The sequence below is a fragment of the Bacteroidota bacterium genome, assembly GCA_039714315.1.
In the GTDB taxonomy this organism is placed as follows: Bacteria; Bacteroidota; Bacteroidia; order Flavobacteriales; family JADGDT01; genus JADGDT01.
On the sequence record JBDLJM010000022.1, the window covers coordinates 1 to 15,950 of the forward strand.

The 15,950-nt window shown below is 34.3% G+C and carries 15 protein-coding genes; 7 read left to right on the forward strand and 8 right to left on the reverse strand.

Annotation, left to right across the window (positions count from 1 at the left end; genetic code table 11):
- The 3 genes from ABFR62_04080 to ABFR62_04090 form a co-directional block, all read left to right on the forward strand.
- Window positions 1–184 (forward strand): prolyl oligopeptidase family serine peptidase (locus ABFR62_04080; GenBank protein MEN8137590.1); only part of this gene is annotated, 184 nt, incomplete at its 5' end.
- A gap of 225 nt (window positions 185–409) precedes the next feature.
- Complete coding sequence (locus tag ABFR62_04085; protein MEN8137591.1) at window positions 410–2,053, forward strand: hypothetical protein; 1,644 nt, start codon at window positions 410–412, stop codon at window positions 2,051–2,053.
- Between the two features lie 211 nt (window positions 2,054–2,264).
- Window positions 2,265–2,480: a twin-arginine translocase TatA/TatE family subunit gene (locus tag ABFR62_04090; GenBank protein MEN8137592.1), complete on the forward strand. Its 216-nt coding sequence runs from the start codon at window positions 2,265–2,267 to the stop codon at window positions 2,478–2,480.
- Between the two features lie 84 nt (window positions 2,481–2,564).
- On the opposite strand, the gene ABFR62_04095 is transcribed toward ABFR62_04090, so the two are convergent.
- The 3 genes from ABFR62_04095 to ABFR62_04105 form a co-directional block, all read right to left on the reverse strand.
- Window positions 2,565–3,992 carry a S8 family serine peptidase gene (locus ABFR62_04095; GenBank protein ID MEN8137593.1) on the reverse strand — a complete coding sequence of 476 codons (1,428 nt, stop codon included), beginning with the start codon at window positions 3,990–3,992 and terminating at the stop codon, window positions 2,565–2,567.
- Window positions 3,993–4,256: 264 nt separating this feature from the next.
- A complete protein-coding gene (gene lpxD / locus ABFR62_04100) occupies window positions 4,257–5,258 on the reverse strand; it encodes a UDP-3-O-(3-hydroxymyristoyl)glucosamine N-acyltransferase (protein MEN8137594.1) in 1,002 nt (333 codons plus the stop codon).
- Between the two features lie 82 nt (window positions 5,259–5,340).
- Window positions 5,341–5,892, reverse strand: coding sequence for a CvpA family protein (locus tag ABFR62_04105; protein MEN8137595.1), 552 nt, complete (start codon window positions 5,890–5,892; stop codon window positions 5,341–5,343).
- A gap of 77 nt (window positions 5,893–5,969) precedes the next feature.
- Here ABFR62_04105 and ABFR62_04110 point away from each other — a divergent pair, with 77 nt between their 5' ends.
- The 4 genes from ABFR62_04110 to ABFR62_04125 all read left to right on the forward strand — a co-directional run bounded on the left by ABFR62_04110 (window position 5,970) and on the right by ABFR62_04125 (window position 8,604).
- The gene (locus ABFR62_04110) at window positions 5,970–6,329 is read left to right on the forward strand and encodes a hypothetical protein (protein MEN8137596.1); all 360 of its coding nucleotides are present in this window, start codon (window positions 5,970–5,972) and stop codon (window positions 6,327–6,329) included.
- 107 nt (window positions 6,330–6,436) lie between these two features.
- On the forward strand, window positions 6,437–7,459 hold the full coding sequence (pheS, locus tag ABFR62_04115; protein ID MEN8137597.1) for a phenylalanine--tRNA ligase subunit alpha: 1,023 nt from the start codon (window positions 6,437–6,439) through the stop codon (window positions 7,457–7,459).
- Between the two features lie 66 nt (window positions 7,460–7,525).
- Complete coding sequence (locus ABFR62_04120) at window positions 7,526–8,125, forward strand: hypothetical protein (GenBank protein ID MEN8137598.1); 600 nt, start codon at window positions 7,526–7,528, stop codon at window positions 8,123–8,125.
- A 68-nt stretch (window positions 8,126–8,193) separates the two neighbouring features.
- Window positions 8,194–8,604 (forward strand): hypothetical protein, encoded by a 411-nt coding sequence (locus ABFR62_04125; protein ID MEN8137599.1) that lies wholly within the window; start codon window positions 8,194–8,196, stop codon window positions 8,602–8,604.
- A gap of 12 nt (window positions 8,605–8,616) precedes the next feature.
- On the opposite strand, the gene ABFR62_04130 is transcribed toward ABFR62_04125, so the two are convergent.
- From ABFR62_04130 to ABFR62_04150, 5 genes are all read right to left on the reverse strand, one after another.
- A complete protein-coding gene (locus ABFR62_04130) occupies window positions 8,617–10,746 on the reverse strand; it encodes an FUSC family protein (protein ID MEN8137600.1) in 2,130 nt (709 codons plus the stop codon).
- A gap of 145 nt (window positions 10,747–10,891) precedes the next feature.
- Window positions 10,892–11,863: a tryptophan--tRNA ligase gene (gene trpS, locus ABFR62_04135; protein MEN8137601.1), complete on the reverse strand. Its 972-nt coding sequence runs from the start codon at window positions 11,861–11,863 to the stop codon at window positions 10,892–10,894.
- Between the two features lie 78 nt (window positions 11,864–11,941).
- On the reverse strand, window positions 11,942–13,702 hold the full coding sequence (locus tag ABFR62_04140) for a mechanosensitive ion channel domain-containing protein (GenBank protein MEN8137602.1): 1,761 nt from the start codon (window positions 13,700–13,702) through the stop codon (window positions 11,942–11,944).
- Window positions 13,703–13,845: 143 nt separating this feature from the next.
- A complete protein-coding gene (buk, locus tag ABFR62_04145) occupies window positions 13,846–14,916 on the reverse strand; it encodes a butyrate kinase (protein MEN8137603.1) in 1,071 nt (356 codons plus the stop codon).
- Between the two features lie 10 nt (window positions 14,917–14,926).
- The gene (locus ABFR62_04150; protein MEN8137604.1) at window positions 14,927–15,832 is read right to left on the reverse strand and encodes a bifunctional enoyl-CoA hydratase/phosphate acetyltransferase; all 906 of its coding nucleotides are present in this window, start codon (window positions 15,830–15,832) and stop codon (window positions 14,927–14,929) included.
- Between the last annotated feature and the right edge of the window lie 118 nt (window positions 15,833–15,950).

Here is a 15,950-nt window from a genome sequence, read left to right on the forward strand (position 1 = left end):
TCACGGATCTTCTGATGATAATGTTCATTATCAGAATACAATGCGCATGGTAGAGGCATTAATAGAGGCAAATAAGCAATTCGAATTGTTTATTTACCCTGATAAAGATCACGGAATTAGTGGAGGTAATACAAGGCTACATTTGTATACTAAAATGACTAATTTTATTGAGGATAATTTGTAAAAGCAACGATCTGTAAAATAAGTAGTGCTCCTGCTAGGTGTATAAATACTAGCTTACTTGGCAAAATGCATAGTCAAGCTGGTACGTTTTATAAAATGTTAGGGGGGTCTTCCTAATACTAGATACCATTTAATAGGAGTATGATTATATTCGCGGTATTTATTTAAAGTCAAATTAGTAAATCACAGTATTCTTAAAAATCCCAAAATCAATTTTAATAATATAATGAGAGAGATTAAAATAGTGTTTTCTATTATTCTATTTGCAACAGTTAATCTGGTTTATTCGCAAGTACAGGTAGGGTTAAAGTTCGACATAAATGGCGTGCCGTTTAATGGCTACTTCGATCCTTTATCATATTCTCCAAAAAAGAATTTGACAGTTATACACCGTTCTGATTCTTATGAAGTTGGTTATTATTACGATAGTTTTGAGCAAAAAAAAGAAGGATTGATAAAATTTGAAAACGATAAGATATACTTTAAAAAATATGATTTAGATTCCAGAGATAAAATAAAACCTAGTGAAATCGAAAGTTTTGTTATTGGAGTAGATTCATTTTTTGTTGTTTCGAATTTTTATTATAAAAATAAGATAAAAACGGAGCCCGAATTTGTTAAATATATCACAGAATTTAATGATTTTACTTTTGCCAAGCATTATCATTTTACATCCGGTTTGGGGCAAGCATATGCTATGAGACCACCAATAATAGAAACCTTTTTAGTAAAAGAAAAGGGTGGTACTGTTTGGGTGAATTTTCAAGATAATAATATATTCAAAGAACGTGCATTAAAATATTTTGGTCATATTCCCTATTTAGAGGAAAAGATAACTTCGGGTAGTTATACCAGTAAAGATATGTTGTCGATGATTAAGATTGCTGAATATTATTATAAATACCAAAATTCAGAGTTAATATGCTATGATAAATATTGGCAGGAAATAAATAACAGTGAGAAAGCGCAGTATACGGCAAGGATAACAAGTTATAATGATTCAATTTGGACTCTCGATTATTATAATGATTCCATAAAATTATACACGGCAAACTATTCGTCGTTTTATCCTAACACCAAAGATGGAGAATTTACTTCCTATTTTTCGGATGGTAAAATCAGGCAAATAATTAGATATAAAAATAATAAAGCTAAAGAGGTTCGGATATTGGACAAGAAGGGAGGGCTAAAGCGCCACTATGGTTATCAAAAAAGGTTTAACCCTAATTCTTCTAAAGTAAATTTTGATATAAAATACATTTCCGTAGCAGATTCTATTGGGGATAACCTTATTGAGAAAGGTAATAGTAATACAAGTCAGATAGTAGTTGATGATTTTGATAATTATGTTTACAATAGAGAATACTATAACAAAGAATTAGTTACCTCCTATCGATTGAGTAACGGGGATAAGGTATTCCAGTTGACAGACCCGGCATACAATTTTAAAATTAAATCATTGCAAAAAAAATTGAATATATATATGTTAGACAAGAAGTATAACAAAGCCTTAAGTGTAGATGCTCAGGGAGTAATACTGTTGTCTCTTGTAATTGATAAAAAAGGTTACCCTGTTGAGTGTAAAGCCTTAAATGGCATTCATCCCGAAATAGATAAGTTGGTAGATGGCTTTGTAAAAGAAAAACTTCTTCCTACCTCGGAGTATCGACATAAATTTAAGGCCTACAAAAAGGATAAAACAAAGCAGTTTTTGGAAGTAGTTATTCCAATAGTCTTTAGCACAAATAGATTCTACCGTACACCGGTTAACTACTTTAATAATTTTAATAATATGCATTTGCAAATGCAAATGCAACAGCAAATGATGATGAATAGCTATAGACCACCTGCAATGCCGGCCAGGTTTTAGAATTTTGTATTATGCTTAAAGTAAATTCATAGGTGTTTGTGTGGAGAAAATTATCGATATATTCATTCCGCTATATAGCGGTTGGAGTGACGGTTACTTTTAGATTGTTCTATTAAGAGAAAAGATTTTCTCATGTAAAAAATATACTTTGAATACATTTCGTATTAAAACATTTTTACCTTTGTATATTATAAAAAGAAAATAAAGTATTATGATAAATATATTAAACCCAGTACAGCTTCAACAAGCAGGTTTTATGGGAGGCTATGAATGGATCTTAATAGCCGCTGTAGTTTTACTGTTATTCGGAGGAAAGAAAATCCCTGAGCTTATGAAAGGTCTTGGTGGCGGAATTAAAGAATTTAAGAAAGCTACTAAAGATGACGAGAAAGATCAGGATAAAATTGAAGATAAAGAGGAAAAATAATTATTCTTCATTATAATATAAAAACCTCATTGAAAGTTTGTTCTTTCGATGAGGTTTTTTTGCTTTTACTTACTATTATATATGTTATTCTGTCACAGCTCTAAAAGCATTGACACGGCCTTGACCATAAAAGTCATCATTACCGGGTTTCCCAAGATCATCGGCTGAGGCTTTTAAGGCTTCTTTAACCTCACCAGGTTCCATTGAACCTCCATTTTTACCAATAATTAGAGCAGCAACTCCGGTAGCATGTGGCGCAGCCATACTTGTTCCGACTGACCAATACCAACCACCATTACCACCAGTACTGAATACATAGTCAAAAACAAAGCAATAACGTGTTATTCCTATAACTGTACAAGGGGCATAACCCACTTCATACCAGTAATCCCAGTTACCACCTGGAGCAGCAAAGTCGATGGCAGACTGACCATAATTAGAATATCCAGCAAAAACATCAAGGTTGGTTGAAGGATCAGCTGCCCACCCTACAGGTGCAGTGGCTGATATTGAAAGTGCATGTGCAGCACCCGAAGGTAAATGCATTAAATCGGCACTGTGATCATAATCAGTAGCTGCATTACCGGCAGATGTAATAACGGTAGTTCCTCTTTGATATGCAAAAGTTATAGCCCGACCATAAATATTCTTATACCATGCAGCATCACGAGCGGTATAACCATCATCAACATTTCCGCTCTTCTCAAATGATGAACCAATACTCATGTTAATAACATCTACATCTACTAATGCAGCATACATTATACCATTAAGTATATCAAACAAATAGCCAGAACCTTCATCATTAAGTACTTTAATCAAAACTAATTCTGCTTCCGGTGCAATACCAATTGTTCCAAAAGCATTATCTGCAGCGGCTATTGTGCCTGCTGTATGCGTTCCATGGCTAAATACATCAGGTAAAGTGTACTGTAAACCTTGTCCGGTAAAATCCATACTTAAACCAGAAATGTTTGGTGCTAAATCAGGATGTTCAAGATCAAATCCGGTATCAAGTACTCCTACTAATACACCATTACCTCTATAACCTGCTTCCCATGCTTCGGGTGCGTCAACAGCATCATGCCCCCATTGCAAGTCAAATAAAAAGTCATCATCACCACTAACAGGCGGATTAGCAAAATCTACCTCAATGCTTTCCTTTTTTTCATCAGGATCGAGATATTGAGACTTTAAATTAGGAACAACAGCTCCTATTCCTTTTATTTTAGCTGCTTTTGCTTTAAAATGCGGATCATTTGATTCAACTGCAGCTATTCCAAGCTCAGAAATAGTGTTTATTACCGAACCATTTGCAGTAGCTATAGCTTTCTTTAAGTTGTTCGGTAATTTATTAGTCTTAGAGATAACTAAGAAGGAATTGTTGGTTGAAGCTTTTTTTAGTGAAATACCATCTTTTTCAGGAGAGTCATTTTTAAAAACTTCGTTTTTTTCACAGGCGAACAATAACATAGTTATCAAGGCCAGAGTAATAATTTTTGAAGATCTCATAGTGTTAATTATTTATCAACGGTTAATACCGGTACAAGTTACTGAAAATCAACACTATAGACAAGTAGGGTTTAATAATATTTGATATTGGTTATCGGAAGAATAATCGAAAATATAGTCTCTTTCTCAGGATTGTAGACGTTCTGATAGTGCAGAAAAACATTAGACCATCACTTGAATTTAAAAGTATAAGCATAAAGCTAATATCTCAAAAAATACGTTTTAAAACATTTGAGAGATTAGCTCTATTATTTTTTTGTTTGATTACAAACTTTTCCCCCGTCCTAATTTACGAAGAGCCACCCATTGTTTCAGAGTTTCTCTGGAGTCAAGAGCAGGATATCCTAAAACTGTTTTACCGGCTTCAACATCACCAACAACACCCGACCCGGCACCAACTGTTGCTCCCGAACCAATTGTAGTGTGATCTTTGATTGATGCACTACCTCCAATTATAACACCATCACCAAGGGTGACAGAACCCGCAAGTCCACTATGACCTGCCATAATACATGCACGGCCCATAACAGAATTATGACCTATTTGCACCAGATTATCTATTTTACAGCCATCACCGATTATGGTAGAACTAAACTTACCGCGGTCAACACATGAATTAGCTCCGATTTCAACCGCATTACCTATAACTACATTTCCAATCTGTGGAATTTTCACAAGGCCTCTGCCATCTTCAGCCGGACGATATCCAAAACCATCTGCTCCTATACTGACATTGTTTTGAAAAATACATAGAGCCCCAATCTCTGTACGTTCTCTGATTATCGTTCCTGACCAAAAAACAGTGGCATCTCCAACTGTTGTTTCATCCAGTATTGTAACATTAGGATACAGAACTACAGCATTTCCTAGTACAACATCTTTTCCTATGTAACATCCTGCGCCAATTTTACATCCTTTGCCAAGTTTTGCAGATTCGTGTATTGTTGCAGTAGGGTGAATTTCTTCTTCAAAAACAGGAGGCGCAGGAGCAAACAGCTCTAATACTTTAGCCATTGCCAAATCCGCATTTCTTACCTTTATCAAAGCGCGGTTATCTCCGGGTTCAACCTTTAATTTTTCGTCTACAATTGCAGCACATGCTTCAGATGAATCCCATAGTTTTACATATTTTCTATTTCCAACAATAGTAATATGATTACTTTTTGCCTTCTCCAACTGTTCCGGAGCATCAATTAATTTATCTGTTCCACCAATTAATTCACCTTTTAGGATGTCATTGATTTCATTGATTGTATATGATTTCACGATTTTTCTTTTTTTATAATATTAATATTACGGCAGTAATAAAGCACCTATATCCTTCTAAATATATGAATGACAAAATTACTTATATATTTTCAATTATTTTGTCTTCTACTTTCTCATAGGCTTTATCCCACCATTCCTGAATTTCTATATCCATAATCATCGGTAAAATTGATGGAGCAATCATAGAGACATCTTCATATAAAAGCGATTCTTTTAACGTTTTTGGCTCAATAAACTCTAATTTACTATTTATCTGAAGAAGTATATTTAATAAAACACTAACTATAAATGCCGTTTTAGCAAGTCCAAAAACTCCTCCTAACAGTCTGTTCAACCAACCTAGTGCTATAATAGAAGCAAAACCTGTCAGAACTTTACCCAGAATAGAAACCACAATAACAATAATCACGAAAGTTAGTGTAAATGCAACAAGCGAAAGGTATTTTTCATCCCAATCGAATTTATCTCCAAGAAAATTACCAATAAGATCAGAAAAATGAATAGCACCCCAGGCTCCTAAAATAATCGCAAGTAAAGATGCTATTTCAACGATCAATCCTTTCATTATTCCCCTGATTAGGCCGTAAATTAGAATAGCTCCGATAATTATATCCAAATAATTGTATTCCATAGTAATAAAAATCAAATTAAATTCTTTGCAAATTAAACATTATCTTAATTTTGCAAATTAATTATTTAGAATAAATTATGTCTGTTGGGGGTTCAGAAGATCAGTTAAACGAAAAGTGGGAGAAAGTGAAAAAGTTTTTCTCCGATAAATTTGTTGAAGGTGAGAATGTTGATGTTGAAACAATTCTTTATCTGGTAGGTGTTCAGGAATTAGGTAATGGACAAACTAAGTTTGAAAGAGAAGAGAAGGTCGAACTAATGCATATGGCAACCTGTAAGTTGCTTGAGCCTTTTGGGTATTTTGAGTTTACTGTAAAAGACCCCGATGGTTGGAGCCACTATAAACAGGTAAAGGCAATGGACGATTTCTCAGGCGAAGAACAGTATAATTTATTAAAAAGAGCAAGTGTTTTTTATTTTGAAAAAAATATTTGGTAATTGAGCGAGAGAAAAAAGGTAAGAAGAATATAAGGTGAATCGGTTGATAATATATTGATCCATTATCAAAAAATACTTTTGACCAAAAAATATTTAAATTAGGACTAATGTTAGGAAGAGTAAAAGAGTTAATAGCTGAAGTTGAAGCGTTCGAGGCAAAGGAAGTATCACAGGTTGAAGAATTCAGAATAAAGTTCCTTGGGAAAAAGGGAGTAATGAATGACCTGTTTAAGGAATTCAAAAATGTTGAGCCCTCATCAAAAAAAGAGTTTGGCCAGTTACTGAATGAGCTTAAAAGTAAGACTGAGGAGAAAGTTAATTCTGCAAAAGAGGCTTTGGAGGCTACTGAGGACGCAAAAAGTGTTTTTGGTGATTTAACTCGTCCGGCACAGCCATTAAATCTAGGATCTCGTCATCCAATATCTATTGTAAGAAACAGAATTGTGGAGATCTTTAACAGAATTGGATTTACAGTTTCTGAAGGTCCTGAAATTGAGGATGACTGGCATAATTTTACAGCATTAAACTTACCTGAATACCACCCGGCACGTGATATGCAGGATACTTTCTTTGTGCAAACAAATCCTGACGAGTTGTTGCGTACTCACACATCATCTGTACAGGTTCGCTACATGGAAGATCATAAGCCTCCTATCCGTACTATATCTCCGGGACGTGTATTTCGTAATGAAGCTATTTCAGCGAGAGCTCACTGTATTTTCCATCAGGTAGAAGGACTGTATATTGATGAAAATGTATCGTTTGCCGATCTTAAGCAAACCTTGATGTATTTTGCAAAAGAGTTGTTTGGAAAGTCTAAGATTAGATTACGTCCTTCTTATTTTCCATTTACAGAGCCAAGCGCCGAGGTAGATATTTATTGGGGACTGGAAACAGAAACTGATTACCGTATAACAAAAGGAACCGGTTGGTTAGAGATCATGGGATGTGGTATGGTTGATCCTAATGTGTTGAAAAATGCAAATATTGATCCTGAGAAATACAGTGGTTATGCTTTCGGTATGGGAATAGAGCGTATAGCTATGTTGCTTTATCAAATTGGAGATATTCGTCATTTCTTTGAGAATGATGTTCGTTTTCTGGAGCAATTTAAAGCGGATTTAAAATAAAAGCTTATTCGTTTCTGTTATAATAATTGATAAACAGATAAGCTTTAAGTGTATTGGTAAAAAAATATGGACAAAGAATATTTATCTTCCTTAAAAAAGGAATTCTATACAGATGAGAATGACTACGCATATCATATTAAATTATATGAGGAAAAACAGGACGAAATAGAATCCTGGTTTTCGGAAGAAGATGAATATGTTGGTTTATTTGCATTTAAGTTGTCGATAATTAAATATGCTGTTGCGCTTATCAGGACCGGACGTTATAAAGATGCGGAAGCCCATTTAAAGAAGATAGAACCTAAGATTAGAAAATATAAGCACTCTGATAATAAGCAGAATCTTTTGGAGTTTTTCCAGTATTATCTTGCTTATTCACATTATACAACAGGAAATTTTTACAGGGCTCGCGATGCTTTCAATAAATTATTGGAGTGTAAACCCGATAATGAGACCTATAGAAAAGCCTGGAAAGAAAATGAACGCAAAGTTGTAAAGAAAATTGCGAACATGGCAATGCTGATTGGGCTGATATTATCGATTGTTGGTTGGGTTGGCGATATGAAATCAGATCTTATTATTATGCGTTATGTGTTATATGCAGGAATTGTGGTAATTGGAGCAGGAGGAGTTTATTCATATTTTAGAAATATAAAGTTGAGGTAGAAACTAATTTTGTGTTTGAGCTTTGTTGTTTATCATCAAATACCCAAACATTATTTTATGGAACGAGTATGAAAAAAGATATAGAGATCCCAAAGGTTGAAGGAGTTTACGTTGCTGTTGTTCAGGAGTGGAACAGCGAATTTGAATGGAACGATTGGGTAGCTTATGTTATCAATGATACTGATAAGTTGATTGAGAATGTTTTAGTTGTATCTAAGGGCTACGGCAAAAAAGACGGTAAAGATGTAAAAACATCAATGATGCGCCACGGTATGAAGGAGATTGAGCCTAAGTCGTATGCTAAAATAGAGCTTATTTATGCTGATGCTTTAGAACTTAACAATGAATTCTGGATTACTTTCTTCGAAGATAATAAGCTATATGACAAGAAGTTCGTATTTAAAACAAATATGATAAACGATAGGGCCTTAAGGGATATCCCCCATATAAAAAAGAAAGGTATTATTGTGAACTTTTAACGGTTTAATTGTCTAACTGACAAAGATTAAAGCCTCGTTTTCTGACAGGTTATTTAATTCCATTAAACGTTTGGTTGTTTTTTTTAGATCATCGACCATTAACTTTTGTTCATCACTTAATGATTGAGTGAGTTCAAAATCTATGAAAAAGGCGTAGAGTTTATGTAGCGAATCATGAGTTTTTTCACTTCTGTTGTTTCTGGTTGTCAGATTGCTGATTATGTTTTTTATTGACGAAACATATGTGCTTTTGATGTAATTGTATGGTAGTTTCAGGTTTGCTTTTTTTGTTAATACCGTATAAATAAATCTGCTGTAATTCTGTCCAAATCTTTCGTGAGCTACCAAAAACTGTTTTCCTACGGTTGCATTTAATCTTTGAGATTTTGGTTCTGCCTTCATAATTGTATAGAGTTCGTTTATTTGTCTTCTACTTTGATAGGAGTTAAGCAAACTCAACCTCACTTCGTCCTTATTAATACTCATACTATCGGCTTTATCTAATATAGATCTTAAAGCAGTTAAATCATTATTCAGGGCTTCAATCATCTTATCTCTGATTTCAAATTTACTCCAATTTGGCAGTACAAAATAATTTGAGATAAATACTATAGCAGCAGTTCCTATGGTTAGGGTAAGTCTCGTGACGAATATTTCATTGGAATCATAGTCAAAAACCATAAAGAGAACTACGGCCATTGTAATGAAAACAACTGCTAAGCCGTATTCAACTTTTATTAATGATACCGACATAAATACTGCGAAAATAATTGCCGGGACATTAATATCAGAAGGAGTATAATTTATCAGTATAAATGAAATAATCAATCCGACAATGGTTCCTCCGATACGCTTCAGGGTTTGTTTCTTTGTTCCACCGTGATTTGGTTTTAGTATAAGCAGGATTGTCATAGGAACCCAAAAACCTTCAAAAATATCGAAATAGGCTACCAGGAACAAACTTACTGTTAGCATCAAACTTATATGGAAAGCAAAACGTACAGAAGGCTGCTTGAAACTAAGGCTTTTTAATAAGTTATGTTTCAGGTTGTCGAATCTGAACAGAACATCGAATTTATTTTCTGATATAGCCTCCGACTTATGTCTGTATAAAACAAGTCGTTTTGAAAAGTCTAACAGTGTATTTGTTAAATAGTATATCTCATTAAACCTCAACCTAAGTTTATCAGATTTATTTTCCTTAGCCCAATCAGTAATCAGTTTTGTCAATTCATCGAACTCAGAATACTTTTCTTCAAGATAAAGTAAGGAGTGCTTGTCTTCCAGAACAGCATCTTCCAAAAGCTTTATTAATTCAATAAATTTAATACGCCACCTTTCTGTTAAATCACAAAATACCCCGTCATTATTCTTATATAAATCCAGGTCGGGTGATTTTTTTAATTTGTGTAGAGAATCGTTTAATATTTGTGTGTTAATAGCCAGCTTAAACAAAAACTTACCCTTGGTAGTAGAGAATACATTTCCGTATTTCAACCCGTATAAAGAATCCATTATGGCAGCAAATCGTTGGTTTTGCTCTTCTTTGAAAAAGCTTGAACTTTCTTTATAATCAGTTATATTGCTTTCCAGAATTTGTCTTGTATAACCCAGATAGCTACTAATACTTTTTTCAATCGTCTTATGTGTTTTAGTCGGCCACAGAAGCAGTAAGCCTATAGCTGTAAAAATAATTCCCACTAATATTGCCAGTATTCTATAAACTACATCTTCAATAGCAACAGGTGTTGTTAATGATATCAGATAAAGAAATTGAATAGGTAATAAAGCTATTGCATTAGGTGTTTCGAAATAGTTGTAATAGTTTAGGGAAAAGAATAAAATAAAGTTAAAGGGGATTGCAAGAATGTAATACTCATTAAAGAATACAGCAATTATTACTAAAACTATAATTTGGATACCAACAATTCCTAACGATTGGGCTATTCTTCGTTTGAAACTGAATCCTCTGTGTTCAATGAATAAGAAAAGAGCCGTAAGAGCCGATATTAGTGCTTCATTAGTGTTTGCAAATTGTAAGGTGGTAAAGAATGATGCAAGCATTCCCAAAGTTCCTTCAATACCATGTAAGTATCTTCCTTTCCTGAATTTAGATGTGTATTTACGGATGAAATTTTGCATAGAGTAAATCTACTACAAAAATCAATATGAAATATTCCAGAATTTGGGAAAACAGGTTAAATGGTAATACCTGTAATTTGTTGTAAAACAATAGACCGCGAAACTTTTAAGTTTCACGGCCTATAATATTATTTGCAGGGCTTTTTTATTTAAACCCTATCTTAGTTCTTACTCTTCTCATCACGTCGGAGCTAATAGCACGTGCTTTGATAGCACCATTCTCCAAAATAGAATCCAATTCCTGTTTATTATTCATAAAATAATCAAACTTTTCTCTTGGTTCGGCATATTTTTCCAAAATCAGGTTTAGTAAAGCTGTTTTTGCGTGTCCGTAACCGTAATTACCTCCTTTGTAATTAGCTTTCATCTCTTCAATCTGATCATTGTCAGCCAAAAGGGAGTATATAGCAAATACATTGCAGGTATCAGGGTTTTTCGGATCTTCGAGCGGAGTACTGTCTGTTTGTATTCCCATAACCTGTTTCTTTAACTGTTTCTTAGGTAAGAAAATGTTGATCAGGTTATTTTTTGATTTGCTCATCTTGCTTCCATCGGTACCTGGAACATATTTTGATTCTTCACTGATTTTAGCATCCGGAATTACAAATGTGTCACCCATAAGGTGGTTAAATCTAGAGGCAACATCACGGGTCATTTCCAAATGTTGTAGCTGATCTTTACCAACAGGTACAAAGTTTGCATCGTAAAGCAATATATCTGCAGCCATTAGCATAGGATAAGAAAACAATCCTGAATTTACATCAGAAAGTCTGTCTGCTTTATCTTTAAATGAATGTGCTAATGTTAATCGCTGATATGGGAAATAGCAACTCAGGTACCATGACAGCTCTGTGGTTTCAGGCACATCGCTCTGACGGTAAAAAACTGTATGTTCTGTATTTAAGCCCATGGCAAGCCAGGCTGCGGCAACTCCATAAGTGTTTTCGCTTAATTCCTCCTTATCCTTTATTTGGGTTAGAGAGTGCAAATCGGCAATGAACAAAAATGATTCGTTTTTAGGATCATTTGCCATTGCGATTGCAGGTTCAATAGCCCCCAATAGGTTCCCAAGATGAGGAACACCGGTACTTTGAACTCCCGTTAGTATTCTTGCCATTTGTGTTTAATTTTTAAGAAGGGCAAATTTATGGAAATAGATGTAAATAACGTTTCGATATGCTATTTTTTTGATCTTCTATTTATCATTTTCATCTTCATCTTTGTTTTTCTCTTCTTCCTGTGCTCTTAAATTTATTCTCTCATTAATATCGAGTTCATGATAATCTTTTTCTTCTATAGGAGTGTCATCCGCATCGGGACTATCGATTACTTCCTCCATATTATCAGGTATGGTGATATCTTCTCCCGATCTGTTTGCCCTATAGTGTGGCGACATTATTTCTACACCTGCCATATTAAATTCATCCAGAATATTTTGGTGTAAATCTGATAGAATTACGGGGTATTTATCTGCCATTGCTGTGTAGGCATTAAGCTCGTATGCGACATAATAATCATCGAGGCTGCTTTGGAGTACAAAGGGTTCTTTTCCCATAGTTTCTATTAGTCCATTAGTTTTCTTAGCTGCATCTTTTAGTAATTTATGTACTTGTCTCCAGTCAACATCGTAGCCTATAGTTACAGATGTATGTATAATTAGATTCGATCTTTCAGCAGCAGTAGTGTAATTTTCACTATGACTGGATAGAATTTTAGAATTAGGAATTGTGACTATTACATTCTTTTGAGTTCTGACTCTTGTAACCAGAAGATTTCTCTGTACTACAATACCTGTAACTGTATCGGCTTCGATTCTGTCTCCAACCTTAAAAGGCCGCATATATGTCATTATAATACCACTAAGTGCATTAGCTATAAGAGATGTTGATCCTAATGATAATACTAAGCCTATAAACATTGAAACTCCCTTAAATGAATCGGATTCTGCCCCCGGCAACAATGGAAATACAATTGCTAATAAAAATGCATATAGAAAAACCTTGATAATATTTCCTGTTGTCTTTGCCCATTCAGTATAGAACCCCTCAATCCTGATATTGCCATCTTCGATCTCTGTGAAAATATAGCTTATCAACTTAATAATCCCCTTGAATATTACAACAATTACTATAATCTCAATAATTGTTGGAATATAGTTAATGAAGCCATCTATGAAGTTAAAGAAAGGATCGAGTATATATCCAAACATTTGGTCTCCAATTTCCTTAGTGAAATAAAATACACTAAACGCCATGGGTAGTACCATATATGTAAATAGTGCAATTATTGTCCAGTAAAACCATTTGATTATCTTAAAGAAATGATGGGAGGCCTTTTCTTTATCTTCTTCCTGAAGACCATAAATTTTTAATTTTCGGGTTATTTTATAGATGATTGTATCATGATTAATAAACCATTTCTTAATTTGCTTATACAGGAACATTAGCAATATTAAACTTACCAGATAAATAGCGATATAAGTAAGAACCCTGTATATTTTTTCTTTTAATACTTTAGGCCCTCTTCCATCGAGATAGTCGCCAAGTCTGTTGGCGTAATACTCGCCTATATTAGCAACATCTTTATCAAAAAGCTCTACAGTCTTGTCGCTAAATTCAACTATTGTTTCGCCTGAATAATTTATTATTACGTAGTCTGTGCTATCTACAATTGCAATTGAATCCCTATAGTAAAAGTCCCTGTCGAGAATCCCCGAAATTCTTCCTGCACATACTTCTGCCTGTTCAGAAAGTGATTCTGAGTCTCCTTTTTCATAAATATCGAAAATAGTATCATTTTCTATAACTACAGGAAATGCTTCCAGTTCTTCGTAAAGATCCTCTGTTTTCTCTTCTACTTCCTCGGCAATTATAGAATCTTTAGGAGAAATTGTATCCTGAGTGTACGCAATCCGGAAAGCAAAAATTAAAACAAGAAGTAATTTATACTTTAACATAAACATTCTGGTATTTGTTCGTGAATACGAGTTAAATTACAAGGTGTCAGGCTGTTAGTATAAATATATGAAAAAAGACCGACCTTTTTGGTAGATGAGTATAACAAAAAGATCGGTCACAGTATTTTGCGGATATTATGAGGCTAATATTCTTTATTCTCTATCTCTCCATTTAATAAAAGGTTGCCATTTAGTGCTAAAGAACGCATTTCATCTTCACCCGGGAATACGGTTACTTTTCCTAAGAATGATATCTGATTTTTAATATAGTTATTCAGATAGTCACTTTTTGCCAGTCCACCGGTTAATATTATTCCGTCTATTTTTCCTTTTAGAACTGTTGCCATTGCTCCAATCTCCTTCGCGACCTGATATGCCATAGCTTTATAAACCATTTCAGCTTCTTTATTTCCTTTTAAAGCTTCAAGTTCAATTTTATATGCATCGTTTGTGCCCATATAAGCAGTCATTCCTCCTCTGCCTACAATCATTTTCATCATATCGTTTTGGGTGTATTCGCCGCTAAATGCCGCTTTAACAACATCTCCGATTGGAAGTGTTCCTGAGCGTTCCGGCGAGAACGGTCCTTCACCGTCAAGTGCCTGATTAACATCAATAACCTTTCCTTTTTTATGAGCCCCAACTGAAATACCGCCTCCCATATGGATAATTATCAGGTTTAAATTTTCATAATCTTCTCCCAGCGATCGGGCATAAGATCTGGCAATAGCTTTTTGGTTTAAAGCGTGAAAAACTGAAATCCGTTTAAAGTTTGGATGACCGGAATATCTGGCAATATCCTGAAGCTCGTCAACAACCACAGGGTCTGCAATATAGGCTTCTAATCCCGGTTTTAATTTAGTTATTTCATTAGCAATTAATGCACCTAAGTTTGACGCATGCTGTCTTTTGGAAGTCTTTAAATCGTGAATCATTTTTTCATTCACTTTATATATGCCCGATTCTATCGGTCTTAAAAGGCCTCCCCTTGAAACCACTAAATCTATTGAGTTAATTGAAAAACCGGCTTTGTCGATCTCGTCTATTATGATATTTTTTCTGAAAGAGAACTGATCGTCAATAGTTGATAATTTTTCAAGATCTTCATTTTCGTGATGGAGATTTTTTAGAAAAACCGGTTTTTCACCTTCGTAAATTGCAATTTTAGTAGATGTGGAACCGGGGTTTATTACTAATATCTTTTTAAAGTTCATGATTTCTGTTTTATAAGTCAAAACTTGCGGCAGCAAGCATTATACTGTTTAATTTGGTGTCTTCATTGTCGGCTCTCGAGGTTAATACAATTGGAGCAGAAGCTCCAACAACAACCGATGCAACTTTTGCATTAGCAAAAAACACAAATGATTTATAAAGTACATTACCTGCTTCAATATCCGGAACTAATAAAATATCTGCATCACCTGCAACAGGCCCGGAGATACCCTTATTCTCCTTGCTTTCAAAACTAATAGCATTATCAAAAGCTAAGGGGCCATCAATGATACAGTTTCTAATCTGGCCGCGGCGTTCCATAATAGATAATAAGGCTGCATCGAGAGTGGCCTGCATTTTCTCGTTTACCATCTCAACGGCGGCAAGAGCGGCTATTTTGGGTTTTGCTACATTCAATTTTTGGAAAAAGTCAACAGCATTATTTATTATACCGATCTTGCCTTGAAGATCGGGTGCTATATTCATTGCCACATCAGTTATGGCGAGAAGTTTATGATATTGTGGGATATCAAAAATAGCAAAATGCGATAATAGAGGTTTATTTCTTAATCCCCAATCTTTGTTTAGTACACCTTTGAGCATTAATGCAGTAGATAAATGACCTTTCATTAAAATATCTGCATGTCCATCGTGGATCATTTTCACAGATGTTTTCACCATATCTTCAAGAGAATTTTCATTTATGATTTCAACACCTTCTATATATAAATTGAGTTTTTCGGATATTTTGACTATTTGTTTCTTATTGCCTACTAAGATCGTTTTAACAAAATTTCTTTTATGAGCTTCAAGGGCTGCTTCAATTGAGTGCTCATCACCTGCTGCACATAGTACTAATTTCTTTTTTGATTTTTGCTTAGAGATAATTTTTTCTAAATCTGATAGTTTTCTCAACATAGCGTATAGTTGTTAAATCCGTTGTTAGGTTATCATTCGAAACTATTCCATGAACTAGGATTTAGTTTAGGTATGGAATGTAAATATATATATGCAAATTTATGAAAAATGATAAGTT

What these genes read in the sequence shown, in the direction of transcription:
- ABFR62_04090 (MEN8137592.1), top strand. Translation starts at nt 2,265, where the DNA reads ATGATAAATATATTAAACCCAGTACAGCTTCAACAAGCAGGTTTTATG.
- ABFR62_04120 (MEN8137598.1), top strand. Translation starts at nt 7,526, where the DNA reads ATGGACAAAGAATATTTATCTTCCTTAAAAAAGGAATTCTATACAGAT.
- ABFR62_04150 (MEN8137604.1), bottom strand. Translation starts at nt 15,832, where the DNA reads ATGTTGAGAAAACTATCAGATTTAGAAAAAATTATCTCTAAGCAAAAA.
- ABFR62_04130 (MEN8137600.1), bottom strand. Translation starts at nt 10,746, where the DNA reads ATGCAAAATTTCATCCGTAAATACACATCTAAATTCAGGAAAGGAAGA.
- ABFR62_04095 (MEN8137593.1), bottom strand. Translation starts at nt 3,992, where the DNA reads ATGAGATCTTCAAAAATTATTACTCTGGCCTTGATAACTATGTTATTG.
- trpS (MEN8137601.1), bottom strand. Translation starts at nt 11,863, where the DNA reads ATGGCAAGAATACTAACGGGAGTTCAAAGTACCGGTGTTCCTCATCTT.
- ABFR62_04125 (MEN8137599.1), top strand. Translation starts at nt 8,194, where the DNA reads ATGAAAAAAGATATAGAGATCCCAAAGGTTGAAGGAGTTTACGTTGCT.
- ABFR62_04085 (MEN8137591.1), top strand. Translation starts at nt 410, where the DNA reads ATGAGAGAGATTAAAATAGTGTTTTCTATTATTCTATTTGCAACAGTT.
- ABFR62_04105 (MEN8137595.1), bottom strand. Translation starts at nt 5,892, where the DNA reads ATGGAATACAATTATTTGGATATAATTATCGGAGCTATTCTAATTTAC.
- buk (MEN8137603.1), bottom strand. Translation starts at nt 14,916, where the DNA reads ATGAACTTTAAAAAGATATTAGTAATAAACCCCGGTTCCACATCTACT.
- pheS (MEN8137597.1), top strand. Translation starts at nt 6,437, where the DNA reads ATGTTAGGAAGAGTAAAAGAGTTAATAGCTGAAGTTGAAGCGTTCGAG.
- ABFR62_04110 (MEN8137596.1), top strand. Translation starts at nt 5,970, where the DNA reads ATGTCTGTTGGGGGTTCAGAAGATCAGTTAAACGAAAAGTGGGAGAAA.
- ABFR62_04140 (MEN8137602.1), bottom strand. Translation starts at nt 13,702, where the DNA reads ATGTTAAAGTATAAATTACTTCTTGTTTTAATTTTTGCTTTCCGGATT.